Source organism: Streptomyces sp. AC512_CC834, assembly GCF_019049325.1.
GTDB lineage: Bacteria > Actinomycetota > Actinomycetes > Streptomycetales > Streptomycetaceae > Streptomyces.
Window position 1 is genome coordinate 74866 of record NZ_JAGMUO010000097.1, and the last position, 22963, is coordinate 97828.

General features: G+C 71.0%; 25 protein-coding genes. 10 read left to right on the top strand and 15 right to left on the bottom strand.

Going from position 1 to position 22963, the window contains the following annotated elements; genetic code table 11:
- Positions 1 to 3: 3 nt before the first annotated feature.
- From KUM40_RS27840 to KUM40_RS27865, 6 genes are all read right to left on the bottom strand, one after another.
- Positions 4 to 867, bottom strand: a complete 864-nt coding sequence (locus KUM40_RS27840; RefSeq protein WP_217168943.1) for an ABC transporter ATP-binding protein — start codon at positions 865 to 867, stop codon at positions 4 to 6.
- Positions 864 to 1916 (bottom strand): iron chelate uptake ABC transporter family permease subunit, encoded by a 1053-nt coding sequence (locus KUM40_RS27845; RefSeq protein WP_217168944.1) that lies wholly within the window; start codon positions 1914 to 1916, stop codon positions 864 to 866. Before KUM40_RS27845 ends, KUM40_RS27840 begins: the two co-directional genes overlap by 4 nt.
- Complete coding sequence (locus KUM40_RS27850) at positions 1913 to 2956, bottom strand: iron ABC transporter permease (RefSeq protein WP_217168945.1); 1044 nt, start codon at positions 2954 to 2956, stop codon at positions 1913 to 1915. The genes KUM40_RS27845 and KUM40_RS27850 overlap by 4 nt, the downstream gene beginning before the upstream one ends.
- The gene (locus KUM40_RS27855; RefSeq protein WP_217168946.1) at positions 2953 to 4002 is read right to left on the bottom strand and encodes an iron-siderophore ABC transporter substrate-binding protein; all 1050 of its coding nucleotides are present in this window, start codon (positions 4000 to 4002) and stop codon (positions 2953 to 2955) included. The genes KUM40_RS27850 and KUM40_RS27855 overlap by 4 nt, the downstream gene beginning before the upstream one ends.
- 196 nt (positions 4003 to 4198) lie before the next feature.
- Positions 4199 to 4969: a helix-turn-helix domain-containing protein gene (locus KUM40_RS27860; protein WP_217168947.1), complete on the bottom strand. Its 771-nt coding sequence runs from the start codon at positions 4967 to 4969 to the stop codon at positions 4199 to 4201.
- A gap of 27 nt (positions 4970 to 4996) precedes the next feature.
- On the bottom strand, positions 4997 to 6448 hold the full coding sequence (locus KUM40_RS27865; protein WP_217168948.1) for an aromatic amino acid ammonia-lyase: 1452 nt from the start codon (positions 6446 to 6448) through the stop codon (positions 4997 to 4999).
- 111 nt (positions 6449 to 6559) lie between these two features.
- Here KUM40_RS27865 and KUM40_RS27870 point away from each other — a divergent pair, with 111 nt between their 5' ends.
- Genes KUM40_RS27870 through pntB form a run of 3 tightly spaced genes read left to right on the top strand, consistent with a single transcriptional unit; the run spans position 6560 to position 10148 of the window.
- Positions 6560 to 7057 (top strand): YrdB family protein, encoded by a 498-nt coding sequence (locus tag KUM40_RS27870; protein WP_308401253.1) that lies wholly within the window; start codon positions 6560 to 6562, stop codon positions 7055 to 7057.
- On the top strand, positions 7054 to 8661 hold the full coding sequence (locus tag KUM40_RS27875; RefSeq protein WP_217168949.1) for a Re/Si-specific NAD(P)(+) transhydrogenase subunit alpha: 1608 nt from the start codon (positions 7054 to 7056) through the stop codon (positions 8659 to 8661). Before KUM40_RS27870 ends, KUM40_RS27875 begins: the two co-directional genes overlap by 4 nt.
- Positions 8658 to 10148: a Re/Si-specific NAD(P)(+) transhydrogenase subunit beta gene (gene pntB / locus KUM40_RS27880; protein WP_217168950.1), complete on the top strand. Its 1491-nt coding sequence runs from the start codon at positions 8658 to 8660 to the stop codon at positions 10146 to 10148. The genes KUM40_RS27875 and pntB overlap by 4 nt, the downstream gene beginning before the upstream one ends.
- Before the next feature lie 101 nt (positions 10149 to 10249).
- Here pntB and KUM40_RS27885 read toward each other — a convergent pair whose 3' ends face one another.
- Positions 10250 to 10663, bottom strand: a complete 414-nt coding sequence (locus tag KUM40_RS27885; RefSeq protein WP_217168951.1) for a Fur family transcriptional regulator — start codon at positions 10661 to 10663, stop codon at positions 10250 to 10252.
- A 141-nt stretch (positions 10664 to 10804) separates the two neighbouring features.
- Between KUM40_RS27885 and KUM40_RS27890 the strand changes: the two genes are divergently transcribed.
- Positions 10805 to 12268 (top strand): catalase, encoded by a 1464-nt coding sequence (locus tag KUM40_RS27890; RefSeq protein ID WP_217168952.1) that lies wholly within the window; start codon positions 10805 to 10807, stop codon positions 12266 to 12268.
- Positions 12269 to 12423: 155 nt separating this feature from the next.
- Complete coding sequence (locus tag KUM40_RS27895; protein WP_217168953.1) at positions 12424 to 12810, top strand: ankyrin repeat domain-containing protein; 387 nt, start codon at positions 12424 to 12426, stop codon at positions 12808 to 12810.
- A gap of 36 nt (positions 12811 to 12846) precedes the next feature.
- On the opposite strand, the gene KUM40_RS27900 is transcribed toward KUM40_RS27895, so the two are convergent.
- Positions 12847 to 13980: a glutathione-independent formaldehyde dehydrogenase gene (locus tag KUM40_RS27900; RefSeq protein WP_217168954.1), complete on the bottom strand. Its 1134-nt coding sequence runs from the start codon at positions 13978 to 13980 to the stop codon at positions 12847 to 12849.
- Between the two features lie 167 nt (positions 13981 to 14147).
- Here KUM40_RS27900 and KUM40_RS27905 point away from each other — a divergent pair, with 167 nt between their 5' ends.
- Positions 14148 to 14339, top strand: a complete 192-nt coding sequence (locus tag KUM40_RS27905) for a hypothetical protein (protein WP_030190387.1) — start codon at positions 14148 to 14150, stop codon at positions 14337 to 14339.
- 23 nt (positions 14340 to 14362) lie between these two features.
- Here KUM40_RS27905 and KUM40_RS27910 read toward each other — a convergent pair whose 3' ends face one another.
- Positions 14363 to 15307: an NADP-dependent oxidoreductase gene (locus tag KUM40_RS27910; RefSeq protein WP_217168955.1), complete on the bottom strand. Its 945-nt coding sequence runs from the start codon at positions 15305 to 15307 to the stop codon at positions 14363 to 14365.
- Positions 15308 to 15458: 151 nt separating this feature from the next.
- Positions 15459 to 16331, bottom strand: a complete 873-nt coding sequence (locus KUM40_RS27915) for a UbiA family prenyltransferase (RefSeq protein WP_308401254.1) — start codon at positions 16329 to 16331, stop codon at positions 15459 to 15461.
- A 45-nt stretch (positions 16332 to 16376) separates the two neighbouring features.
- Between KUM40_RS27915 and KUM40_RS27920 the strand changes: the two genes are divergently transcribed.
- The 3 genes from KUM40_RS27920 to KUM40_RS27930 are packed head-to-tail and all read left to right on the top strand — an operon-like array spanning position 16377 to position 19107.
- Complete coding sequence (locus KUM40_RS27920; RefSeq protein WP_217169786.1) at positions 16377 to 17555, top strand: type III polyketide synthase; 1179 nt, start codon at positions 16377 to 16379, stop codon at positions 17553 to 17555.
- A gap of 8 nt (positions 17556 to 17563) precedes the next feature.
- Positions 17564 to 18079 carry an isoprenylcysteine carboxyl methyltransferase family protein gene (locus tag KUM40_RS27925; protein WP_217168957.1) on the top strand — a complete coding sequence of 172 codons (516 nt, stop codon included), beginning with the start codon at positions 17564 to 17566 and terminating at the stop codon, positions 18077 to 18079.
- Positions 18076 to 19107, top strand: a complete 1032-nt coding sequence (locus KUM40_RS27930; protein WP_217168958.1) for an NAD(P)/FAD-dependent oxidoreductase — start codon at positions 18076 to 18078, stop codon at positions 19105 to 19107. Before KUM40_RS27925 ends, KUM40_RS27930 begins: the two co-directional genes overlap by 4 nt.
- Before the next feature lie 72 nt (positions 19108 to 19179).
- Here the strand turns inward: KUM40_RS27930 and KUM40_RS27935 are convergent, their stop codons facing one another.
- Complete coding sequence (locus KUM40_RS27935) at positions 19180 to 19713, bottom strand: GNAT family N-acetyltransferase (RefSeq protein ID WP_217168959.1); 534 nt, start codon at positions 19711 to 19713, stop codon at positions 19180 to 19182.
- Between the two features lie 132 nt (positions 19714 to 19845).
- Between KUM40_RS27935 and KUM40_RS27940 the strand changes: the two genes are divergently transcribed.
- A complete protein-coding gene (locus tag KUM40_RS27940) occupies positions 19846 to 20559 on the top strand; it encodes a helix-turn-helix domain-containing protein (RefSeq protein WP_217168960.1) in 714 nt (237 codons plus the stop codon).
- On the opposite strand, the gene KUM40_RS27945 is transcribed toward KUM40_RS27940, so the two are convergent.
- The 4 genes from KUM40_RS27945 to KUM40_RS27960 all read right to left on the bottom strand — a co-directional run bounded on the left by KUM40_RS27945 (position 20549) and on the right by KUM40_RS27960 (position 22936).
- The gene (locus KUM40_RS27945; RefSeq protein WP_217168961.1) at positions 20549 to 21127 is read right to left on the bottom strand and encodes a dihydrofolate reductase family protein; all 579 of its coding nucleotides are present in this window, start codon (positions 21125 to 21127) and stop codon (positions 20549 to 20551) included. The two genes, KUM40_RS27940 and KUM40_RS27945, sit on opposite strands and share 11 nt — an antisense overlap.
- A gap of 127 nt (positions 21128 to 21254) precedes the next feature.
- On the bottom strand, positions 21255 to 21644 hold the full coding sequence (locus tag KUM40_RS27950) for a DUF488 domain-containing protein (RefSeq protein ID WP_217168962.1): 390 nt from the start codon (positions 21642 to 21644) through the stop codon (positions 21255 to 21257).
- Positions 21645 to 21684: 40 nt separating this feature from the next.
- Positions 21685 to 22089 carry an STAS domain-containing protein gene (locus KUM40_RS27955; RefSeq protein WP_217168963.1) on the bottom strand — a complete coding sequence of 135 codons (405 nt, stop codon included), beginning with the start codon at positions 22087 to 22089 and terminating at the stop codon, positions 21685 to 21687.
- A gap of 85 nt (positions 22090 to 22174) precedes the next feature.
- Positions 22175 to 22936 (bottom strand): IclR family transcriptional regulator, encoded by a 762-nt coding sequence (locus KUM40_RS27960; protein WP_217168964.1) that lies wholly within the window; start codon positions 22934 to 22936, stop codon positions 22175 to 22177.
- Between the last annotated feature and the right edge of the window lie 27 nt (positions 22937 to 22963).

Genomic DNA, 22963 nt, shown 5'->3' on the forward strand with positions numbered 1-22963 from the left:
GGTTCAGTGGCTCCCGGCCGGTGCGGACTGCCGCGACCCGGCGGACGGCGTGGCTCCGTCGTCCGCGGCCGTCGAGTGGTGGCGTCCGATCGGGAGTACGAGGGGCCTGCCGGAGACCGGGTCCTCGATGACGCGGCTCTCCATGCCGTACACCGAGCGGACCATGTCCCGCGTCATCACCTCCTGGGTGGTTCCGGCGGCGTGCAGCCCGCCGGAGGCCAGGGCGATGAGCCGGTCCGCGTAGCGTGCGGCCAGGTTGAGGTCGTGCAGGACCATGACGATCGTGGTGCCGCGGGTGCGGTTCAGGTCGGTCAGGAGGTCGAGGACCTCGACCTGGTGGCTGATGTCGAGGAACGTGGTGGGTTCGTCGAGCAGCAGCAGGTCGGTCTGCTGGGCCAGCGCCATCGCGATCCACACGCGTTGGCGCTGACCGCCGGAGAGTTCGTCGACCGCCCGGTCCATCAGGTCCGTCGTGTGCGTGGCCTCCAGTGCGGTGGCGACCGCGGCGTCGTCCTTCGCCGTCCAGCGGGAGAAGGCGCGCTGGTGGGGGTGGCGGCCCCGGCCGACCAGGTCAAGGACCGTGATGCCCTCCGGGGTGACCGGCGCCTGGGGCAACAGGCCCAGGGTGCGGGCGAGTTCCTTGGCGGCGGTGCGGTGGACCTCCTTGCCGTCGAGGACGACCCGTCCCGCACGCGGCACGAGGAGCCGGGACATCGAGCGCAGCAGCGTCGACTTGCCGCAGGCGTTCGCCCCGACGATCACTGTGATCCTCCCGGCCGCGAGGGTCAGGTCGAGGCCCTCGATGACCGTACGGTCGCCGTAGCCGAGGGTGAGGTCCTCGGTGGACAGGGAGTGGGACGCGGTCACAGTGAGCCTCCGGCCCGGTTGGTGCGGACGATCAGGTAGACGAGGTAGGGAGCGCCCAGGACGCCGGTGACGACGCCCACCGGGTAGCGGGTGCCGAAAGCGTACTGACCGGTGAAGTCGGCGACCAGCACGAGCAGGGCGCCGACCAGGCCGGCGGGCACCAGCAGGGATCCGCCGGTTCCCACGAGACGGGCGGCGATCGGCCCGGAGAGGAAGGCGACGAAGGCGATCGGTCCGGCGGCCGCCGTCGCGAAGGCGATCAGCCCGACGGCCGCGACGATCACCACGACGCGGGTGCGTTCGACGCGGACGCCGAGCGCGGACGCCGTGTCGTCGCCGAGGCTCAGCGCGCTCAGGTCGCGGGCCCTGGAGAGCAGCACCGGGCCGAGCACGAGCACGGCGAGGACGGTGGGCACGGTCTCTTCCCAGGTGGTGCCGTTGAGACTGCCCGTGAGCCAGCGCATCGCCTCCTGGAGGTCCCATTCACCTGCCTGCGACAGGACGTAGGAGGTGACGCTGTCGAGCAGGGCGGAGACACCGATGCCGATGAGGATGAGCCGCGTGCCGGCGACGCCGTCGCGGAACGCGAGGGTGTACACGAGCAGCGCCACGCCGAGCGCGGCGGCGATCGCGACGACCGACACCTCGGTGCCGCCCAGCGAGAAGGACACGATGGCGATGGCCGCCGCCGCGCTCGCTCCCGCACTGATGCCGATGATGTCGGGGCTGGCGAGCGGGTTGCGGAGCATCGTCTGGAAGGTGACGCCGGCGATGCCGAAGCTGAATCCGGCGGTCAGGGCGAGCACCGCACGCGGCAGCCGCAGTCTGCCGACCGTGAAGGACGCGCCGGGCACGTCCTCCCCCATGATGACGCGCACCACGTCGTGGGCCGGGTAGAAGGTGTGCCCGGCCATGAGGGTGGTGACGAACGCGGCGACGACGAGCAGGAGCAGCGTCAGGACGATGAGCCGCCGCCGGTACGCGCCGCGGACCCGGGCCCGGGTGACGGTCCGCAGCGTGGACGGGGCGCTGACGGCGGGGGCGCTCACAGGGATCTGACCTTCTGTCGGCGGACGATGTGGATGAAGAAGGGGGCGCCGATGACGGCGGTCAGGATTCCCACGTCGATCTCGGAGGGCCGGGCCACGACCCGCCCGACGACGTCGGCCGCGGTGAGGAGGATGGCGCCGCCCAGCGCGGAGAACGGCAGCAGCCAGCGGTGGTCGACGCCCGCCAGGAGCCGGCAGGTGTGCGGGACGAGCAGGCCGACGAAGGCGATCGGTCCGGCGACGGCGGTGGACGCGCCGCACAGCACGACCGCGCCGAGCGCCGCGGTGGCCCGCACGAGGGCGACCCGTTCACCGAGCCCGGCCGCCAGGTCGTCGCCCAGGGCGAGGGAGTTGAGGGCTCGGGCGGAGGCGAGGCAGAGCAGGAACCCGGCCGCGAGGAACGGCGCGACACTGCCGAGCTGCGCGTAGGAGGCTCCCCCGACGCCGCCGATCTGCCACAGCCGGAAGGTGTCGGAGATGTCGTTGCGCGGCAGTACGACGGCGCTGACCAGGGAGGCGAGCGCGGCCGAGATGGCGGCACCGGAGAGGGCCAGCTTGAGCGGCGTGGCACCGCCGCGGCCCAGCGAGCCGACGGTGTACACGAACCCGGCGGTCAGCGCCGCTCCGGTCATCGCCACCCAGATGTATCCGGACACCGACACGAGGCCGAAGTGGGCGATGGCGGTGACGACGGCCAGCGAGGCACCCATGTTGACGCCGAGGATGCCGGGGTCGGCGAGTGGATTGCGGGTCACTCCCTGCATGACCGTGCCGGAGACCGCCAGGGCGGCGCCCACGACGACGGCGAGGAGGGTGCGCGGTACGCGTTTGGTGACCGCGGCCTCCTCCAGGGTGCGTTCCGCTCCGCCGAGGGCGGACCACACGTCGGACCAGGCGACGTCGCGGGAGCCGAGGGCGAGGGAGGCGGTCATGACGGTGAGCAGGACGGCCGCGAGCACGAGGAGCCAGGTCACGCGGACGCGCGCCGAACGCCGTACCGGGAGGGCGTTCGGCGCGCGCAGGGTCTGGGTGGCGCTCACGCGGCCTTGTCCGCGGCCTGGGCCAGGGCCTTCACGTAGTCGTCGAGGACGTACGGGATGGACAGCGGGGTCGGGTTCGCGGCGGTCGCCAGCGGGGTGCTGCCGGGCAGCAGGTAGACGGAGTCCTGCTTGACGGCGGCCAGCTTCGAGGTGAGCGGGTCGTTCTTGAGGGCCTTGAGCAGTTCGCCCTTGTCGTCGCCGTAGCCGGTGACGATGTCGACGTCGTTGAAGTCGTCGATGCGCTCGGCGCTCTTGGTCAGCACGAACTTCTTCGTGTCCTTGGACGGCTCGGAGATGCTGGCCGGGATCTTCATGCCGAGGTCGGTGAAGAACTGGGTGCGGGTGTCGTGGGTGGTGTAGAAGCCGACCTCACTGACGTCCTTGGAGGACACGTGGGTCATGAACATCGCCGTCTTCCCCTTGATCTGGGGGTACTTGGCGACGGTCTCGGCGATCTGTCCTTCGAGGTCGGCGATGAGCTTGTCGCCCTCGTCGGCGAGGCCTATGGCCTTGCTGTTGAGCCGGATGATGTCGCGCCACGGCGTCGCCCAGGCGGCTTCCGGGTAGGCCACCACGGGGGCGATCTGGCTGAGGGTCTCGTAGTCCTCGGCGGTCAGCCCGGAGTACGAGGCGAGGATCACGTCGGGCTTGGTGTCGGCGACGGCCTCGAAGTCGATGCCGTCGGTCTCGTCGAACAGGACGGGTGTCTTGGCGCCGAGTTCCTTGAGCCGGTCCTCGGTCCAGGGCAGGACGCCGTCGCCGTCGTCGTCACCGAAGTTGGCCTTGGCCATGCCGACGGGGACGACGCCGAGGGCGAGCGGCACCTCGTCGTTGGCCCAGTTGACGGTGGCGACGCGCTTGGGCTTGTCGGGGACGACGGTGGTACCGAGCGCGTGCTCGATCGTCACGGGGAATGGGCCGGAGCCGTCGGCGCCGGCACCTGCGGCGCTGCTGTCGTCCTTGGTGTCGTCCTGGCCGCCGCAGGCGGTGAGGCCGAACAGGAGGGCCGCCGCGAGGGCGAGCGCGCGAAGGCGGGGTGTTCTCATCGACCCGGGTTTCACTCTCGGTCGGGGTGCCGGGGCTCGCGCGTCCGGATTCAGGGTCGCCGAGCAGGGCACCGCACGTGCACTGGATGTTAGGTAAGGCTTACCTGCATAGACTAGAGAGCCGCCGTGTGCGCATCAATCGCGACTTTGTGACAGCCCTTGTCGCGATCGGGACACGCTCGGGACCTCGCGGGCGTCAACGCCCCCGGAACGTGCCGGGCGTGGCGCCGGTCGTCCGCCGGAAGGCCGCCCCGAAGGCGCTCGCCGAGCGATACCCGACGACATCGGCCACCACGTCGACCTCGAAGCCGCGCGACAGGAGCCGTACCGCGTGCTGGGCGCGCACCGAGGCGACCCAGCGGGCGAAGCTCGTGCCCGTCTCCGCACGGAACGCGCGGGTCAGGGTGCGCGCACTGCATCCGAGAGTGTCGGCCCAGCCGGTCAGCGTCCGCTGGTCGGCGGGGTCCGCCCGTACCGCGTCCACGATCGGCCGCAGCAGCGGGGACGTGGGCAACTGCACCAGCAGGGCCCGGGGCGACGGTCGCAGGACGTCCAGCACCATGGCCTCGGTCACCGCCCGGGAGTGCGTGGACAGGTCCGCCTCCCCGAGCCGCTCCAGTACGAGCCGCAGCAGCGGGGTGATCTCCACGGCCACCGGCACGTCGGGCAGTACCGACACCGTGCCGTGCCGGAAGAAGTGGGCACGGTAGGAGGTGCCCGCGACCGCGGAGGCGGAGTGCACTTGTCCCGCGGGCATCCAGAGCCCCAGCGTCGGCGTGATGCACCACACCTGTGAACCCACCACGGCGGTGGACGCGCCGCGCTCGTTCCAGAGCAGTTCGTGCCACGGGTGCGAGTGTTCGGTCCACGCCGTGTCGGCGGTGACGACCTCCTCGTAGCCCTTGATCACGAACGACACGTCCACCTCGCCGGCGGCGAGCGTCGGCAGTTCCCTGGTGACACGCATGCGTCCAGGCTAGACGGCGCCATGGCCTCACAGCGTCGCGAGATCGTCCAGCAGCCGTTCCGCCCGGTGGATCTCGGCGCTGAGGGGATGGTCCTCGGCGATGTGCGGAAGCCCGGCGGTGACCGTCCGGTAGGCCGCGCGCAGCGGGGTGTCCGGCAGTCGCGCGCCGGACAGCCGCAACGCACGGACCGCGCCGAGCAGTTCACAGGCCAGGACCGTGCGGTGGGCGGCGGTCGCGGTCACCGTGCTGCGTACCGCGTGCGTGGAGAAGCTGGCGTGGTCCTCCAGGCCGCGCGAGATCACCGCGGTGCCGAGGGTGACCGGAGCGGCGGCATGACGCAGGGTGCCCAGGGCGTCGTGCGCGACGTACTCGAGGATCATGATGCCGGAGCTGCCCGCCGGGCCCTGGGCCAGAAACGGCGCCAGCCCGCTCAGGTCCGGCTCGACCAGGTCGCTCAGCCGTGCGGCGGACAGCTCCGCGGTGTGGTGCAGCGCGGCGCGGAGGTAGTCGAAGGCGAGCGCCACCTGTGCCGTGGAGAACTGGCCGTGGTGGTAGGCCTGGAGTGTCTCCACGTCGATCAGTGGATTCTCGGCGGCGGCGTTCACCTCGACCTCCAGCACCTCCCCCACCCGGGCCGCCGCGTCGAGGACCGCGCCCTGCACCTGCGGGAAGGCCCGCAGTCCGAACGGGTCCTGCAGCCGCCGTCCCGGGGGCAGGTCGCCGGCGGCGGTGAGCAGCCGTCGCAGATCCGCGGCGCACCGCACGGAACCGGGGTGCGGGCGGGAGGCGTGCACGCGCTCGTCGTAGGCCTCGGCGGAGCCGCCCAGGGCGCAGAACGTGAGCGCGGTCACGACGTGGCTCGCGGCCAGCAGGCGGGTCAGGTCGTGCCAGGCCAGGACGGCTTCGCCGAGGGTGGCAGCGTTGCTGGAGATGAACGCGAGGGCGTCGCCGGGGCTGATCGGGACGGGCTCGATGCCGCCCGACGCCCAGGGCAGTTCCCCCGCGAGTGTCAGCGCGATCTCGGCGAGGGCCGTCAGGTCGCCGGTGCCGATCGCGCCCCGGGTGTGCACGAGTGGCAGCGCGCCGACTCGCAGGGCCCGTTCCAGGGCCCGCGGCAGCCGGGGGTGTACGCCGCTGCCGGCGGCGGCGAGCTGGTTCAGGCGGATCACCATCGTGGCGCGCACCGCGTCGTCCGCAAGCGGGTCGCCGGTACCTCCGGCATGGCTGCGCAGCAGGCGCAGACCGTGCAGGTCGGTGGCGCCCGGGTCGATGACGATGTGCCTGTTGGCGCCCACTCCGGTGGTCCGTCCGTAGACGGTGCCCTTGGCTCCCAGCTCGACGGCCAGCTCGTAGCTGCGCTCCGCCCGGGTCAGGGCGTCGGGGGTCAGTTCCGTCCACGCGCTGCGCCGGGCCGCGCGGACCACGTCGGTGCAGCGGAGCCCGGCGCCGCTGATCTCGATGCGACTGGGATCGCTCATCACCCTCCTGTCGACAGCACATTCTGACCAAGAAGGACCAGGATTCACACCCCGGCCGGGCGTGCGTGTGGAAGTCTTCGCCTGCGTACGGGCAGAACCGGGGAGGGGCACGTGACAGGCGAGGGCAAGCAGGGGGCGGCGGTCATCGACGAACGGCCGTGGTACGTGGCGAACGAGTTGCTGGCGTTACTGATCGAGCTTCTCGCACTGGGGCTGCTGTGCTGGTGGGGTTTCGCCACGGGTGACAATGCGGGATTCGGTGTTCTCCTCGGCCTCGGCACACCGGCGGCCGCCGCGGCACTGTGGTGGCTGTTCGCGGCGCCGCGGGCAAGGTTCCGGCCGGCGCTGCCCGGCGTCCTGCTCGTGAAGGCGCTGGTGCTGGGCGGGGGTGCGGTGGCGTTGTACGGGGTCGGGCATCCGGTGGCGGCGGTGGTCGTGGCGGTCGTGACAGCCGCGAACATCACCGTGGCGGAGGCCTTCCGCCGGTCTCCACCGGGAGGTGACCGGGAGCCGGCCGGCCGAGCAGTCCGGATCACCGTTTCCGGTGCCCGGCGCCCTCTCGTGGGTACGGAACCCGGCAACAACGCCTCGACGAGAGACTGGACATGACTGGACACCAACCCGCTCACCACCCACCTCAACGCGTCGGCGTCGTCGCCGAGTCCACGCCCTCAGAGACCCGCGTCGCCGCGACGCCCTCGACGGTTCGCCTGCTGCTCGACCTCGGCTACGAAGTCGTCGTCGAGTCGGGGGCCGGCGGCGCCTCCGGCTTCGACGACCAGGCCTACACGGAGGCGGGAGCGAGGATCGGAGAGGCCTGGGCCGCGGATGTCGTACTGAAGGTCAACGCGCCCTCGGCCGAGGAGATCGCCTCACTGCCCGCCGCATCGACGCTGGTGGCCCTGATCGCGCCGGCCCAGCGGCCCGAGATGCTGGCGGCGCTCGCCGCGCGTGACGTCACGGTGCTCGCCCTCGACGCGGTGCCCCGGATCTCGCGGGCGCAGTCGATGGACGTCCTCAGTTCCATGGCGAACATCGCCGGGTACCGGGCGGTGATCGAGGCCGCGCACGTCTTCGGACGCTTCTTCACCGGGCAGGTCACCGCCGCGGGCAAGGTGCCCCCGGCGAAGGTCCTCGTCGCCGGCGCCGGCGTCGCGGGGCTCGCCGCCATCGGCGCCGCCTCCAGCCTGGGCGCGGTCGTCCGCGCCACCGACCCGCGGCCCGAGGTCGCCGATCAGGTGCGGTCCCTGGGGGGTGAGTATCTCCCGGTGGACACGGTCCGGGAGAAGAGCGAGGAGGGCGGGGAGAGCACCGACGGCTATGCCAGGGCGACCTCCGCCGACTACGACCGGGCCGCCGCCGAGCTGTACCACGCGCAGGCCCGTGACGTGGACATCATCATCACCACCGCCCTGATACCCGGGCGGCCCGCACCGCGGCTGGTGACCGCCGCCGACGTGGCGGCGATGGGGTCCGGCAGTGTCATCGTCGACATGGCCGCCGCCCAGGGCGGCAACGTCGAGGGAACCATCGCGGGCCGCACCGTGGTGACCGACAACGGCGTGACCATCATCGGCTACACCGATCTGGCGTCCCGGCTGCCCGCCCAGGCCTCGCAACTGTTCGGCACCAACCTGGTCAACCTGCTCAGGCTGATCACGCCCGGCAAGGACGGCCGGACCGTCATCGACTTCGACGACGTGGTGCAGCGGACCGTCACCGTGGTCCGCGCGGGCACCGTCACCTGGCCTCCCCCGCCGGTCACCGTGTCGGCGGCCCCGGCCTCGACACAGGCGCAGACGCAGACGCCGTCGGCGGTGTCCACCGCGGCGGCGGTCGACGCGAAGCCGCCCCGGCTCACCCCGGCGAGACGCTTCGGCCTGATCGGTCTCGGCATGCTCGCGACCTTCCTGCTGGTCGCCTTCGCCCCGGCCCAGCTCGCGGAGAACTTCACGGTGTTCGCGCTGGCCGTGGTCATCGGCTACTACGTCATCGGCAAGGTGCACCACTCCCTGCACACGCCGCTGATGTCGGTGACCAACGCCATCTCGGGCATCGTGGTCATCGGTGCCCTGGTGCAGATCGGGCGCGAGAGCACGCTCGTCACCGTGCTGTCCTTCGTGGCGATCCTGCTGACGAGCGTGAACATCTTCGGAGGCTTCGCCGTCACCCGCCGCATGCTGTCCATGTTCTCGAGAGGCGAGCCCCGATGACGTCCATGACCGCGTCCCGTGCGGCCGACCTGGTGGCGGCCCTGCTGTTCGTCCTCAGCCTCGCCGGCCTGTCCCGGCATCGGACCTCACGTGCCGGCGTCGTCTACGGCATGGCCGGGATGGCACTCGCCCTCGTCGCCACCGTCGTGGTCTCGGCACAGAGCGTCTCCGCCGGTGCGATCGTGCTCGTCCTCGTCGCCACGGCGGTCGGCGCCGCCCTGGGCCTGTGGCGGGCGCGTCGCGTGGAGATGACGCAGATGCCCGAACTCATCGCGGTGCTGCACAGCTTCGTCGGCCTCGCGGCCGTCCTGGTCGGCTGGAACAGCTACCTGGAGGTCGAGGCCCACGACGCGCAGACGCGGGTCCCGGCCGATCTGCTCGGCATCCACCATGCCGAGGTGTTCATCGGCGTCTTCATCGGCGCGGTCACCTTCACCGGCTCCGTCGTCGCCTACCTGAAGCTGTCCGCCCGGATCAAGTCCCGGCCGCTGACGCTGCCCGGCAAGAACGTCCTCAACGTGGGCGCGCTGGCCCTGTTCGGGGTGCTGACGGTCTGGTTCACCGTCAGCCCGAGCCTCCCGCTGATGGTGGCGGTCACGGCCTTGGCGCTCACCCTGGGATGGCATCTGGTGGCCTCCATCGGCGGCGGCGACATGCCCGTCGTCGTCTCCATGCTCAACAGCTACTCGGGCTGGGCCGCGGCGGCGGCGGGGTTCCTGCTCGACAACAACCTCCTCATCGTCACCGGCGCGCTGGTGGGCTCCTCCGGCGCGTATCTGAGCTACGTCATGTGCCAGGCGATGAACCGTTCCTTCCTCTCCGTCATCGCGGGCGGCTTCGGCATCGAGGCCCCGTCCGGCGGCGACGAGGAGCAGCGCGAGCACCGTGAGATCCGGGCGCAGGAAGCGGCCGACCTGCTCAGGCGGGCCCGGTCCGTGGTGATCACCCCTGGTTACGGCATGGCCGTCGCCCAGGCCCAGCACCCGGTCGCGGAGCTGACCCGGCGGCTGCGCGAGCGCGGCGTGGAGGTGCGGTTCGGCGTCCACCCCGTCGCCGGGAGGCTGCCCGGCCACATGAACGTGCTCCTGGCCGAGGCGAAGGTGCCGTACGACATCGTCCTGGAGATGGACGAGATCAACGACGACTTCGCCCATACGTCGGTCGTGCTGGTCATCGGCGCGAACGACACGGTCAACCCCTCGGCGACGGACGACCCCTCCAGCCCGATCGCGGGGATGCCCGTGCTGCGGGTCTGGGAGGCGGAGCAGGTCATCGTCTTCAAGCGGTCGATGGCCTCCGGCTACGCGGGCGTCCAGAACCCGCTGTTCTTCCGGGAGAACAGCGGCATGCTCTTCGGCGACGCCAAGCAGAGCGTCGAGGAGATCCTGCGCGCTCTCGGCCCGGACACCGAGCAGGGCCGGTCGGCCTCCGCCCGTGAGGGGACGGCGGGGCTCGGGCGGGGCCTGTCGAGGAGTGCGACGCCCTAGCCTGCGTCTTTCGTACGTCCACCGGCCAGGAGCACGGACGGACCCGACGGTTCGTGGCCTGGCCGGCCGGGACGGCCGGGGCCGCCGGGGCTGCCGGGACGTCAGGCGGGGCAGTTCGGGCAGATGCCGCGGTAGGTCACTTCGACCTCGGAGACCGTGAATCCGAAGGTCTGGGACTGCGGGAGGTCGGAGAGAGGGTCGCCCGTCGGCCGCACGTCGCGAATCGAACCGCAACGGGTGCAGAGCAGGTGATGATGCGGACGATGCGCGTTCGGGTCGTAGCGCTTGGCGCGGCCGTCGGTCGAGACTTCGAGCAGCTCGCCCTGACTCACCAACTCGCGCAGGGTGTTGTAGACGGTCGCCCGGGAGATCTCGGGCAGTCGCGCCACGGCGCGGGTGTGCACCTCGTCGGCGGTCAGGTGGACGTGGTCTCCTTCGAGGACCTCGGCCACCACGCGTCGCTGAGCGGTCAACCGCCAGCCGCGTCGGCGAAGCCGCTCCAGGAGATCACTCATGAGCCACACCCTAACAGCGTTCAGGGCCAACTCAAGAGTCAATACTCCTCTAGATGACTCCTTGACTTAGATTAGGTCTAATGTAGGGTGGTGTCGCCTGGCCATGAGCGCAGGCGAAGAACCACCACCGAGGAGCGAGCCTTGCCTGAGAACAACCAGAAGCCGTTGACCACGGTTGCCGGTGCCCCCGTTCCCGACAACCAGAACTCTCTGACGTCCGGTCCGCGTGGCCCGATGCTGCTGCAGGACGTGTGGTTCCTGGAGAAGCTCGCGCACTTCGACCGCGAGGTCATTCCGGAGCGCCGGATGCACGCCAAGGGCTCGGGCGCCTTCGGCACGCTCACGGTGACCCACGACATCACGCGGTACACGAGCGCGAAGATCTTCTCCGAGGTCGGCAAGAAGACCTCGATGTTCGCCCGCTTCTCCACGGTGGCCGGTGAGCGCGGCGCCGCCGACGCCGAGCGCGACATCCGCGGCTTCGCCCTGAAGTTCTACACGGACGAGGGCAACTGGGACCTGGTCGGGAACAACACCCCGGTCTTCTTCTTCCGCGACCCGCTGAAGTTCCCCGACCTGAACCACGCGGTCAAGCGCGACCCGCGCACCAACCTCCGCGACGCGGAGAACAACTGGGACTTCTGGACCAACCTCCCCGAAGCCCTGCACCAGGTCACGATCGTGATGTCCGAGCGCGGCATCCCGGCCTCGTACCGGCACATGCACGGCTTCGGCTCGCACACCTACAGCCTGATCAACGCCGAGGGCGAGCGGTTCTGGGTCAAGTTCCACCACCGCACCCAGCAGGGCATCAAGAACCTCACCGACGCCGAGGCCGAGGCCCTCGTCGGCAAGGACCGCGAGTCCCACCAGCGTGACCTCTTCGACTCGATCGAGGACGGCGACTTCCCGAAGTGGAAGCTCTTCATCCAGGTCATGCCGGAGGCCGACGCGGAGAACTACCGCTTCCACCCCTTCGACCTCACCAAGGTCTGGTCGAAGAAGGACTACCCGCTGATCGAGGTCGGCGAGTGGGAGCTCAACCGCAACCCCGACAACTACTTCGCGGACGTCGAGCAGGCCGCGTTCTCCCCGGCGAACGTGGTCCCGGGCATCAGCTACTCCCCCGACCGGATGCTGCAGGGCCGGCTCTTCTCCTACGGTGACGCCCAGCGCTACCGCCTCGGTGTCAACCACCACCAGATCCCGGTCAACGCCCCGAAGAACCCGGTGAACTCCTACCACCGCGACGGCGGCATGCGCGTCGACGGCAACCAGGGGGCCACTCCGGCCATCGAGCCCAACTCCTACGGCCGCTGGCAGGAGCAGCCCTCCTACCGCGAGCCGAGCCAGGCCGTGGGCGCTGTCGCCGACCGGTTCAACTACCGCGAGGACGACGACAACTACTTCGAGCAGCCCGGCAATCTGTTCCGCCAGATGAACCCCGAGCAGCAGCAGGTGCTCTTCGAGAACACGGCACGCGCGATCAACGGCGCGTCGCAGCAGACCGTCGAGCGGCACATCGCCAACTGCACCCAGGCCGACCCGGCCTACGGTGAAGGGGTCCGCAAGGCGATCGAGGCCCTGGCCGCCGGCACCCTCTGACCCCGGCCGTTCGAAGAACGCGCGGTACACCGGTACACCCGTACCGTGTCCGGCGTGGGCGAATCACGCGCTCACGCCGGGCACGGGTGTCGCCGCCGCGGAGAGACTCATGGACACGACCCCCTGCGGGCGAGCAGGATCAGGAGGAGGCACGCATGAGCAGTGGTGGACTGACTCCTGAGCAGACGGAGCGCGTCGTGGCCATCGCCATGGACCTGGCCCGGGAGGGCAGAACCGGGCAGTTGGCGGAGTTCGTACGGCACGGACTGCCCGTGGACATGCGCGACCCGGCCGGCAACACCCTCCTCATGCTCGCCGCCTATCACGCTCACGCCGACACCGTGGGCACCCTGCTCCGGCTCGGCGCCGACCCGGATCTGCGCAACGACCGGGACCAGTCCCCCATCGCCGGCGCCCTGTTCAAGGGTGCCGACGACGTGGTGGCCGTACTGCGCCGGGCCGGTGCGGATCTGGACTCCGGTACGCCGACCGCGCGGGCCGCGGCGGCCATGTTCGGCCGGGACCACCTGCTCGCGAGCTGACCGGCCGACGGGGGTGAACACCGCGGTCGCCACCGGCTATGGGTGCAGCACCACCTTCGTGTAGCCCTCGATCCGCTTGTCGAACTTGTCGTACGCCGAGGGCGCCTGGGCCAGAGGCAGTTCGTGGGAGACGACGAAGCTGGGCTTCGCCCTGCCCTCGATGATCATGTCTCGCAGGTAGCGGTTGTAGCGCTTCACGTTGCACTGGCCCGTGCCCATCCGCAGCCCCTTCTCGAAGAGCTTGCCGATCGCGACGAGCAGCATGCCCTGCTTGGCCTGTTCGTCCGGGCCACCAGGGTCGGCCGGGACGTAGAGCCCGGGCACGCCGAGAGCTCCGGTCGGCCTGACAGTGCCGACGAGCGAGTTCAGAACGGTCGCCGGTTCCTCGTGACCACTGCCGCGCGCGGTCGCCTGGTAGCCGACCGCGTCGACGCCCTTGTCGGTGCCGACACCCTCGGTCTGTTCCTTGATCTGCTCGACCGGGTCGCCCTCGGCGAAGTTGACCGGGACCGCGCCGATCTCCTCGGCCTTCTGCAGCCGTTCGGGGACCCGGTCCACGACGAACACCTTCTTCGCGCCCCGCAGCAGGGCCGAGTAGGCGGCCATGAGCCCGACGGGCCCCGCGCCGTACACGGCGACGCTCTCACCGGGGCGGACCTGGGCGAGTTCACAACCGTGGTAGCCGGTGGGGAAGATGTCGGCGAGCAGGATGAAATCGCTCTCGTGCTCGTTGCCCTGAGGCAGCTTCAGGCAGTTGAAGTCGGCGTAGGGAACCCGCAGGTGTTCGGCTTGTCCGCCCTTCCACGGTCCCATGGCCACATAGCCGTACGCGCCACCCGCGAAGCCGGGATTGACGGTGGTGCAGTATCCGGTGAACCCCTCGACGCAGTTGGTGCAGAAGCCGCAGGCGACGTTGAAGGGCATGACCACGCGGTCGCCCTCCTGGAGCGTGGTGACACCCGGGCCGACGTCCTCGATGATTCCCATGTTCTCGTGGCCGAAGACGATGCCGGGCTCGGCAGCGGTTCGGCCTTCGTACATGTGCAGATCGGAGCCGCATATCGCGGTGGAGGTGACCCGCACGATCACGTCGTTCGGATGCTGGATGCTCGGCTTCTCGATGTCTTCGACCGCAACGGTGAACGGTCCCTTGTAAACGACCGCCTTCATGGCTGCCACCTTCACTCGGCGATGGACCTGTGTGGCCGCGCCGGCCCGCCTTCCCCGCGTGACCCATCTCTCATGCTTCTCCCACCTACGCGATCGGGCAAGTCAGTAGTCTCATGACAAATCCACTGCTTCGCGCCACGCTGAGAATGGGCATGGGAGGGCGAGAAATGTCAGCACAACGGCTGGGAACCCTGCTGGTCCCCGTGCCAGGGCTGTCCGGCACCACCTATCCGCCGGGGACGACTGTCACCGTCCGTGGCCGAGGTGCGACGGTCGACGCCTTCGTCAACGGCGACTGGCTTCCTCTGTCGTGGTGGGAATTCTCCGACGGCCTCCGCGAGGACATCGCGGACCGCTGAGCCCGTGCGCTGTCGGGCACGGGTCACCGCGCGCCTGCCGGTGCGGGCCTGTCCGACACGACGCGGATGATCGTCTTTCCGTGCCTGCCACGGCCGGGGGCGAAAGCCGCGGGCGTTTCGGCGAGCGGACGTACCTCCCCGACGGTCGGCCTGAGCCGCCCGTCCCTCACCCGCCGCACGAGGTCGGTGAGCCTGACCCGGTCGGACTCCACGACGAAGAAGACCGCCCGCCCGTTCTCGGGCCTGACCGTGGGCGGCGCCGCGACGGTGACGAGCGTGCCGCCGGCGCGTACCAGTGCGGCCGAACGGTCGAGGATCTCACCGCCGATGACGTCGAACACGACGTCGGCCTCTCCGGCGTCCTCCATCCGGTCCGACTGGAGGTCCAGGAAGACGTCGGCGCCCAGGCCGAGAGCGGTGTCCCGGTCGGCGGAACGGCCGGTGGCGATCACCCGCGCACCGGCCTCGCGTGCGAGCTGGACCGCGATCGACCCGACGCTGCCGGCCGCGCCGTGGATCACGACCGTCTGCCCCGCCGTGAGCCGTCCATGGTCGAAGAGCCCCTGCCACGCGGTGAGCCCCGAGATGGGCAACGCGGCAGCCACGACGTGGTCGACATCCGCGGGAAGCGGGGTCAGATTGCGGGCCTCCACCGCGGTGTACTCGGCCAGCGCCCCGTTTCGGGACCAGTCGGCCAGGCCGAATACCCGCTGGCCGACGGTGAGGCCGGTGGTGCCGTACCCCAGCTCCTCGACCACCCCGGACAGCTCGTGTCCGGGCACACTCGGCGTCCGGTCGCGGCCGGCGCGGTCGGTCCACGTTCCGGGCCAGGTGAGTTCCCCGCGCGTGAAGCCGGCGGCATGTACACGCACGACGACGTCGTTCTCGGCGGCGTGCGGGTAGGGCAGGTCCGTCAGGGCGAGTCCGTCGGCACCGGCGTCGGGGTCGCGGACGGTGATGGCTTGCATAGGAACGTCCTTGGAGCGAAGCGGCGATCGTCAAGCACACCATGCCCACGCGCGATCGCAGGGCACGCGATGCTTCGTTCCCTCGACCGTATGCTCCTGCCACCGCGTCCGTGTGGGCCACTTCGGCGGCAGCTCGATGAGCCACTTTCGCTCAGGCCATGTCGGAGGCGTGCAGCAACAACTGCGCCACAGCGATGCCGGCCACCACGATGGCCGCCCGGAACGGCCACCGGCTGCGGGCCCGCGTGCGCACGGCCGTACCCGCGACGGCGGCGACCACGGCCGCCGCCGTCAGTACCCAGTCCGTGGCGCCGACCGCGCCGGGCGGTCCTGCGACGAGCACGCCCACGGCGGTCAGCATCACCAGCGGCGCCAGCCATCGGCAGGTCGGACGGCCCAGCCGCTGTGGCAGCCCGCGTACACCGGTCACCAGGTCGTCCTCGATGTCCGGAAGCACGTTCGACAGGTGGGCGCCCGTGCCCAGCAGAACTCCAGCGGTCGTCGCCCACCAGGGGGGCCAGGCGGACAAGGGCGGTCCGAGGGTGACGAAGGCCGGCAGCGAGCCGAAGCCCACGGCGTACGGCAGCGGCGACAGCACGGTGTGCTTCAGTCGCAGGTTGTACATCCAGCCGGCGCCCACACCCACGAGGTGTGCCGCGCCCGCGGCCGCCCCGCACCACAGGGACAGCGGCACACACAGCGTCAGGGCGGTTCCCGCCGCGGCAGCCGCCGTCCGGCTCGGAAGCTCGCCGGTGCCCACCGGCTTGTCAGGTCGTCCGCAGGTCATGTCGCGCTGTGCGTCGGCCGCGTCGTTGCACCAGCCGATCGAGAGCTGACCGGCAAGGACGGCCAGGGCCACGGCCACCGATCCGGCCGCCCCACGCCCCGCGCCCACGGCCAGGACCGTCACGAACACGGTCACGGCGACCGTCGGCTCGGGATGACAGGAGCGCAGCAACGCGGGGGCGAGGTTCGTCGTGCGTGAGAGAACCCCGGACGGGTCCCCAGACGGGTGGAGAGACACGTACGCACGGTAATCGGCTCGCCGGCCGAGGAAGGCATGAACGACATGCGTGTCCCCGTGATCGCCGACCATGCCCCTTCCCCGCCCACCGCGCGGCACCGGACGGCCCCACCCTCCGCGCCGTCCGCCGTCGCCGCCGTGCGTACCGCGCTGCCGGCGCACCGATACACCCAGAAGGAGCTCACCGAGCCGATCGGCGACCTGTGCCTGCTCCCGGGGGCGGACCGCGCCATACTGCGGCGCCTTCACGCCTCTGCCGGGGTGCGTACGCGTCATCTCGCCCTGCCGATCGAGCGGTACGGCGTTCTCGGCGACTTCGGGCGCAGCAATGACGCGTGGCTGGCGGCGGGTCTCGAACTGGGCGAGGAAGCGCTGACCGGTGCGCTGCGCGAGGCGGGACTCGGACCGGCCGACGTCGACCTGCTGGTGTTCGCCTCCATCACCGGCGTCGCCGCTCCGTCGCTCGACGCGCGGCTGGCCGGGCGCATGGGGCTGCGGCCCGACGTCAAGAGACTTCCGGTGTTCGGCCTCGGCTGTGTCGCGGGCGCCGCCGGCCTCGCCCGCGTGCACGACTATCTTCGCGGGCACCCCGACGACACCGCCGTGCTGCTCACCGTCGAACTGTGCTCGCTCACGCTCCAGCGGGGCGACGGCGCCCGCGCCAACCTCGTCGCCGGCGCGCTGTTCGGTGACGGCGCGGCAGCGCTCGTCGCACGTGGCAGCGGCAGCGGCAGGGGCAGCGGCTGCACCGGTAGCAGTGGCAGTGGCGGCACCGGAGGGCGCGCGGACGGTCCCTTCGTGGTCGCCACGCGCAGCCACCTGTATCCGGACACCGCACAGCTCCTCGGGTGGGAGATCGGCGCCGGCGGATTCCGGGTCGTGATCGATGCCGGGGTCCCCGACATCGTCAGGGGCCACTTCGGCCGGCACCTGCGTTCCTTCCTGGCCGAGCACGGCCTGACCGTCGATGACATCGGGACCTGGGTCTGCCACCCGGGAGGGCCCAGGATCCTGTCCGCGGTGAGCGAGACCCTCGGCCTGCCCGACGACGCCCTCGACTCGTCACGCCGCTCCCTCGCGGCGGTGGGGAACATGTCGTCCGTATCCGTGCTGCACATCTTGGAGGGCATCCGGGATCGCGGTCGGCCCGAGCCGGGTACGTGGGGCCTGCTCCTGGCCATGGGCCCGGGATTCTGTTCCGAACTCGTACTCCTGCGCTGGTGAGGCCTCTCATGTCGTGGTACGCGCTTCTCCTCCTCGCCGTCGCCGCCGAACGCCTCGCCGAACTCGTCGTCGCCCGGCGCAACGCGGCATGGACGCGCGCCCGCGCCGGGGTGGAACACGGTCGTGGCCACTACCCTGTCATGGTCGCCCTGCACACGGCGCTGCTCGTGTGCTGCCTGCTGGAAGTCCTGCTCGCCGACCGGCCGTTCCTGCCGGCTCTGGGCCTGCCCATGCTGGCTCTGGCACTACTGGCACAGGCGCTGCGCTGGTGGTGCATCGCCACGCTCGGGCCGTACTGGAACACCAGGGTCATCGTCGTTCCCGGAGCGCGCCTGGTGGGGGCCGGTCCCTATCGTTTCCTCCAGCACCCCAATTACGTCGCGGTCGTCGTGGAGGTCGCCGCCCTGCCCCTGGTGCACTCGGCATGGCTGACCGCCCTCGTCTTCACCGTGGCCAACGCGATGCTGCTCACGGTCCGCGTCCGCTGCGAGAACGCGGCCCTCACACAGGCGGCGCCCGCGTGAGCGCTCACCACGACCTGCTGATCGTCGGAGGCGGACCCGCCGGCCTGGCCACCGCCCTGCACGCCGCCCGCGCCGGTCTCGACACCGTCATCGCCGAGCCGCGCCCGGCGCCCGTCGACAAGGCGTGCGGCGAGGGGCTGATGCCCGGCGCCGTTCGCTCGCTCGCCGCCCTCGGTCTGGAGGTCCCCGGGCTACCGATCGCCGGCATCCGCTACGTCCAGGGCGCCCGCCAGGTCGAGGCCGCGTTCCGCCACGGCCCCGGCGTCGGTGCGCGCCGCACCGACCTGCACGGCGTGCTGCACCGCGCCGTGCTGGCCGCCGGGGTGCCCGTACTGCCCCTGCGGGTGGCGGACGTGAGGCAGGACGGCACGGGCGTGACCGTCCCGGGGACGGGGCTGCGCGCCCGGTGGCTGGTCGCGGCGGACGGCTTGCACTCGCGCGTGCGCCGCTCCCTCGGCCTGGAGGGGAAGCCCCGGGGCGTGCCCCGCTACGGGCTGCGTCGGCATTACGCGGTGGCCCCCTGGTCGCCGTACGTGGAGGTGCACTGGGGAGCACACACGGAGGCGTACGTCACGCCGCTGGGTCCGCGACTCGTCGGCATCGCGATGCTGACCAGCCGGCGAGCCCCCTTCGCCGCCCAGCTCGAGAGGTTTCCCGAGTTGGCCGACCGCCTCCCCCCGCAGGCTGCCGTCACGTCGGTGCGAGGCGCCGGACCACTGCGTCAGACCGCCCGCACCCGGGCCCACGGGAGGGTACTGCTCGTCGGCGACGCCGCCGGATACATCGACGCGTTGACCGGTGAGGGCATCGCCCTCGCGCTGGCCGGTGCCGAAGTCCTGGTCACCAACCTGCGTCGGGGCACGCCCAGCCGCTACGAAACCGACTGGCGCGACGCGACCCGACGTCACCGGCTGCTGACGGAACTCCTGGTGCGCGCCCGGCTACAGCCCGCGCTCGCGCCCCGCATCATGCCCACCGCCGCTCGGCTGCCACGCCTGTTCGCGGCGGCCGTGAACGCGCTGGCCTGAGCCGTGCCGCCGCCGCAGAGCCACAGCCCGCCTGCGCCCGGCGTGGTCCAGGCGCACCGAGTCCGGCCGCGTCTATGCCGTGTACTGCGTCAGGTCGATGCCGAAAACGGCCACTTCTTGGCCGTGGACCGGGTGCTGCGCGGTGCCTTCCGCCTGCATGCCGAGTTTGTCGATCACGTTCCTGGAGGCGCGGTCACCGGTCCGGCATACGGCGACCACGCGGTCGAGGCCGCGATCCTGCAAGGCGAACTCCAATGTGGCCTGGGCTGCTTCGGAGGCGTATCCCTGACCCCAGAAGACCCGACCGAGCCGCCAGCCGATCGCCACCTCACCGGCGACCTCGGCCGGGGCGTCGGCGACGGACAGGCCGACGGCACCCGCCAGCTCACCGGAGCCCAGGAGCTCGACCGCGAACACCCCGAACCCTTCCTCGTCCCATTCCTCCTCCCATGCCTCGATGAGCTCGGCGGTCTGATCGGCGGAGCACGGCCGGCCGTCACCGATGCCCTGCGTCACCGCCGCATCGGCATGGATCTCGGACAGGGGGACCAGGTCGTCGTCCAGCCATCGGCGCAGGACGAGACGGGGGGTGCGGATCTCGGTCATGGTCCCATCCTCCCTCCGCCGGGCAGGGGGCGGGCACTCGGCCCCGTCCCGCGTCCCCGGGCCGTGGGTGCTGGTGCCCTGGTCACTCGTGATGCCATGACACGGCTGCCCGACGCGGCGTATTCTCCGCCCGTGGAACTGCTCTTCGAGACGCGCCGGTCCGACTCGTCGTGGGTCGACAGCGTGTGGACCTGCACGAGCGAGCAGGTCACGGCGATGACGTCCGTCGCCGGGGTGCGCTGCGGCCTCGTCTTCTGGCAGCAGGACGGCCGAGCGTACGCTGCCGTCACCGCTCCCGAGACGCGGGCCGGCACGGCGCCGGTGCCGGAGGGCGCGACCTTCACGGGTATCGAGTTCGCCGTCGGCACCTCGTTGCGGGTCATGCCCACACCGGCGCTGGTCGACGCCGGCGTCGCGCTTCCCGACACCACCCGCCGGACGTTCCGGCTGGACGGCGCGCGCTGGGAGACGCCGGGCCCCGACGATGCCGAGGCCCTGGTCGAGCGTCTCGTCCGGGCCGGGACCGTGATCCGTGATTCGCTCGTCGGCGAGGTGCTGCGGGGGCGCGGCCCGGCCGTCTCGGGGCGTACGGTCGAACGCCGGTTCCGCGCCGCGACCGGGCTGACGCGGGGCGCCGTCCGGCAGATCGAACGGGCCCGGACCGCGGCGGAGTCGCTGGCGGCCGGCGCCCCGGCCGGCGACGTCGTCGCCGATCTGGACTACTTCGACGAGCCGCACCTGGCGCGGGCGCTGCGCTCGTACGTCGGGCGCACCGCCAAGCAGCTCCGTGAGGGCGTCGGCGGCCCGATCGCACTCGACCTCGAGTCGGCCCCGATCAGCGCTTGACGCCGTAGACCAGCTTCTGGATGCCGTTCGAGTAGCTCTCCGACTCCCGCAGCGTCAGCATCTGCTTGTCGCGGTCGGCCCGGCCGAACAGGCTCTTTCCGGCACCGAGCAGGACGGGGAAGACGAGCAGGTTGTACTGGTCGATCAGGCCCGCGTCCGACAGCCGCCGGGCCAGTTCCGCGCTCCCGTGGATGAAGATCGAGCCGCCCTCGCCCTCCTTGAGCGCGGCGACGTCCTCGGCCGAGCGCAGGATGGTCGTCGGCCCCCACCCGTCGACGACGGCATCCTCGGACAGCGTGGTCGACACCACGTACTTGGGCAGCTCCTTGTAGGCGGCGTGGTCCTCCGAGCCCGGCCAGACCGGCGCGAACGCCTCGTAGCTGCGGCGGCCGAACATCAGCGCCGTCGTGCCGGCGAGTTCCTCGCCCTTCAGCGACCAGGCTTCCGGGACGAACTCGAGATCCTTGACCACCCAGCCGCCACTGCGATGCCCCTCGGCGGGTCCGCCGCCGGGTGAGTCCACGACGCCGTCGAGCGACATGAAGCCGGTGTAGACCAAGTCACGCATGCTGCTGTCTCCTCATGATCGGGCAGGTTGCCGGGTCCACGCTAGGTCGCCGCCGCGGGCCTGTCTTGGACGGAAACGACATCGGGTTCAGGACGTGTACCGCGACAGCGCCCGCAGGCTTGGCGGATCAGGCCTGCTCTGCGGGACCATGGGTGCCGCGGGTGCCGTCCAGCCACTGGGCGAGGGCGGCCGCCTCGCTGTGGTCCACGTCCTTGGTGGCCGTGAGCAGAGTGACCCTGGCGTGTGCCGACCATTCACGCAGGCGCTGCGAGGCATCCCGGTGATCGGCGTCTTCCAGTTCGGCGAAGTAGCGGCGCCGGAATTCGTCGTACCGCTGTGGATCATGGTGGTACCAACGGCGCAGGTCGGTCGACGGGGCGACGTCGCGCAACCACTCGTCGAGGCCGGCCTTCTCCTTGCTCATGCCACGCGGCCACAGGCGGTCGACAAGCACTCGCTTGCCGTCCTGCGGTGTGGGCTCTTCGTAGATTCTCCGGTATCCGACCCGTGCAGCCATGACCACTCACCTTCCGGAGAGCATCGGGCACTCTCCCGCCTCACTTTCGCACGCGCGGCCAGTCGGCCAGTCCCTCCGCGCCGGGAGGCTGCGCGACGGCCTGGTCGACGGAGTCGTGGAACGAGTAGACGGGACGCAGCCCGCCGAGGGCGAAGACGTGCAGGAGCCGCTCGTCGTCGCAGGCTATGCGCAGCGATCCGTGCTGGGTCCGGATGCGCTTGGTGACGGCGACGATCATGCCGAGGCCCATGGAGTCCAGGAAAGGGGCACCGCACAGATCCAGAACGAAGTGCCGCCGGCCCTGAGCGAGGAGCCGCACCACCGCGACCCGGACGAGGGGGGCGAAGGCGATGTCGATCTCGTCGTTCGCCTCGACGACCGTCCAGCCGTTCGTCACGTGGCAATCGACCGAAACGTGCGGCACTGCGACGTCCTGATCAGACACGTTGCTACTCCCCTACACCTTTGAGCGATTTATCCCTTTCATCCAGGAAACGGGATACCGCCGGACCGTCACAAGGGTCCGGATTTCAGATGGTGAGCGAGAGTCCCCGGGACACGCGTTCCGCGGTGGCGACCAAGGTCTTCACGGCGTCGTCGAGGCAGGCGGCGCGGTGGGCGTCCAGGGAGATGCCCAGCGATCCGATGGTGTCGCCCTGACGGATGGGAACCGCGATGCACGCGGTGCCCAGGCAGTACTCCTCGATGTCGGTGACGGCCGGGCCGAGTGCGACGGCGGCGTCGAGGCGCCGTAGCAGTTCGGCGCGGTAGGTGATGGTACGGGGGGTGAGATCGTTCATCACGTGGCGGGAGAGGTACTCGGCCCGGGCTTCGGCGTCCAGTTCGCGCAGAACGGACTTCCCGAGCGCCGTGGCGTGTCCCGCGTCCTCGAAGCCGACCCATAGATCGACACGGGGCGCTTTCGGCCCGTCCACGATCTCCGCGACCCGGATCTCGCCCTCCTCGTAGAGGGTCAGATAGGCCGCGGCCGACAGGCCGTCCCGCAGCTCCGTGAGCGTGGGACGGACCCTGCTGAGCGCCGCCTGGTCCCGGCTTCCCGCATGCAGTGCGTCGAGCCGCTCCCCCAGGACGAACGTGCCGTCGTCGAGTTTGCGCACGTAGCCGTCGTGCACCATGGTGCGCAGCAGGTGGTAGGCGGTGCCCAGAGCCAGGCCCGTCTCGCGCGCCAACTGCTTGGCCGGTACGCCGCCCTCGTGCGCACCCACGGCTTCCATCAGCCGAAAGGCTCGCTGCACGGACGAGATGAGCGTGGGGCCCTCCTGACCACCCATCTCTCCACAGTGCTCCCCCCGGGCAAG

Excerpts from the sequence above, each read along its gene's own strand:
- KUM40_RS27920 (WP_217169786.1), top strand. The coding sequence starts at position 16,377 with ATGCGTGTCCCCGTGATCGCCGACCATGCCCCTTCCCCGCCCACCGCG.
- KUM40_RS27865 (WP_217168948.1), bottom strand. The coding sequence starts at position 6,448 with ATGAGCGATCCCAGTCGCATCGAGATCAGCGGCGCCGGGCTCCGCTGC.
- KUM40_RS27855 (WP_217168946.1), bottom strand. The coding sequence starts at position 4,002 with ATGAGAACACCCCGCCTTCGCGCGCTCGCCCTCGCGGCGGCCCTCCTG.
- KUM40_RS27905 (WP_030190387.1), top strand. The coding sequence starts at position 14,148 with ATGTCAGCACAACGGCTGGGAACCCTGCTGGTCCCCGTGCCAGGGCTG.
- KUM40_RS27960 (WP_217168964.1), bottom strand. The coding sequence starts at position 22,936 with ATGGGTGGTCAGGAGGGCCCCACGCTCATCTCGTCCGTGCAGCGAGCC.
- KUM40_RS27860 (WP_217168947.1), bottom strand. The coding sequence starts at position 4,969 with ATGCGTGTCACCAGGGAACTGCCGACGCTCGCCGCCGGCGAGGTGGAC.
- KUM40_RS27875 (WP_217168949.1), top strand. The coding sequence starts at position 7,054 with ATGACTGGACACCAACCCGCTCACCACCCACCTCAACGCGTCGGCGTC.
- pntB (WP_217168950.1), top strand. The coding sequence starts at position 8,658 with ATGACGTCCATGACCGCGTCCCGTGCGGCCGACCTGGTGGCGGCCCTG.
- KUM40_RS27885 (WP_217168951.1), bottom strand. The coding sequence starts at position 10,663 with ATGAGTGATCTCCTGGAGCGGCTTCGCCGACGCGGCTGGCGGTTGACC.
- KUM40_RS27895 (WP_217168953.1), top strand. The coding sequence starts at position 12,424 with ATGAGCAGTGGTGGACTGACTCCTGAGCAGACGGAGCGCGTCGTGGCC.
- KUM40_RS27945 (WP_217168961.1), bottom strand. The coding sequence starts at position 21,127 with ATGCGTGACTTGGTCTACACCGGCTTCATGTCGCTCGACGGCGTCGTG.
- KUM40_RS27925 (WP_217168957.1), top strand. The coding sequence starts at position 17,564 with ATGTCGTGGTACGCGCTTCTCCTCCTCGCCGTCGCCGCCGAACGCCTC.
- KUM40_RS27910 (WP_217168955.1), bottom strand. The coding sequence starts at position 15,307 with ATGCAAGCCATCACCGTCCGCGACCCCGACGCCGGTGCCGACGGACTC.
- KUM40_RS27900 (WP_217168954.1), bottom strand. The coding sequence starts at position 13,980 with ATGAAGGCGGTCGTTTACAAGGGACCGTTCACCGTTGCGGTCGAAGAC.
- KUM40_RS27950 (WP_217168962.1), bottom strand. The coding sequence starts at position 21,644 with ATGGCTGCACGGGTCGGATACCGGAGAATCTACGAAGAGCCCACACCG.
- KUM40_RS27935 (WP_217168959.1), bottom strand. The coding sequence starts at position 19,713 with ATGACCGAGATCCGCACCCCCCGTCTCGTCCTGCGCCGATGGCTGGAC.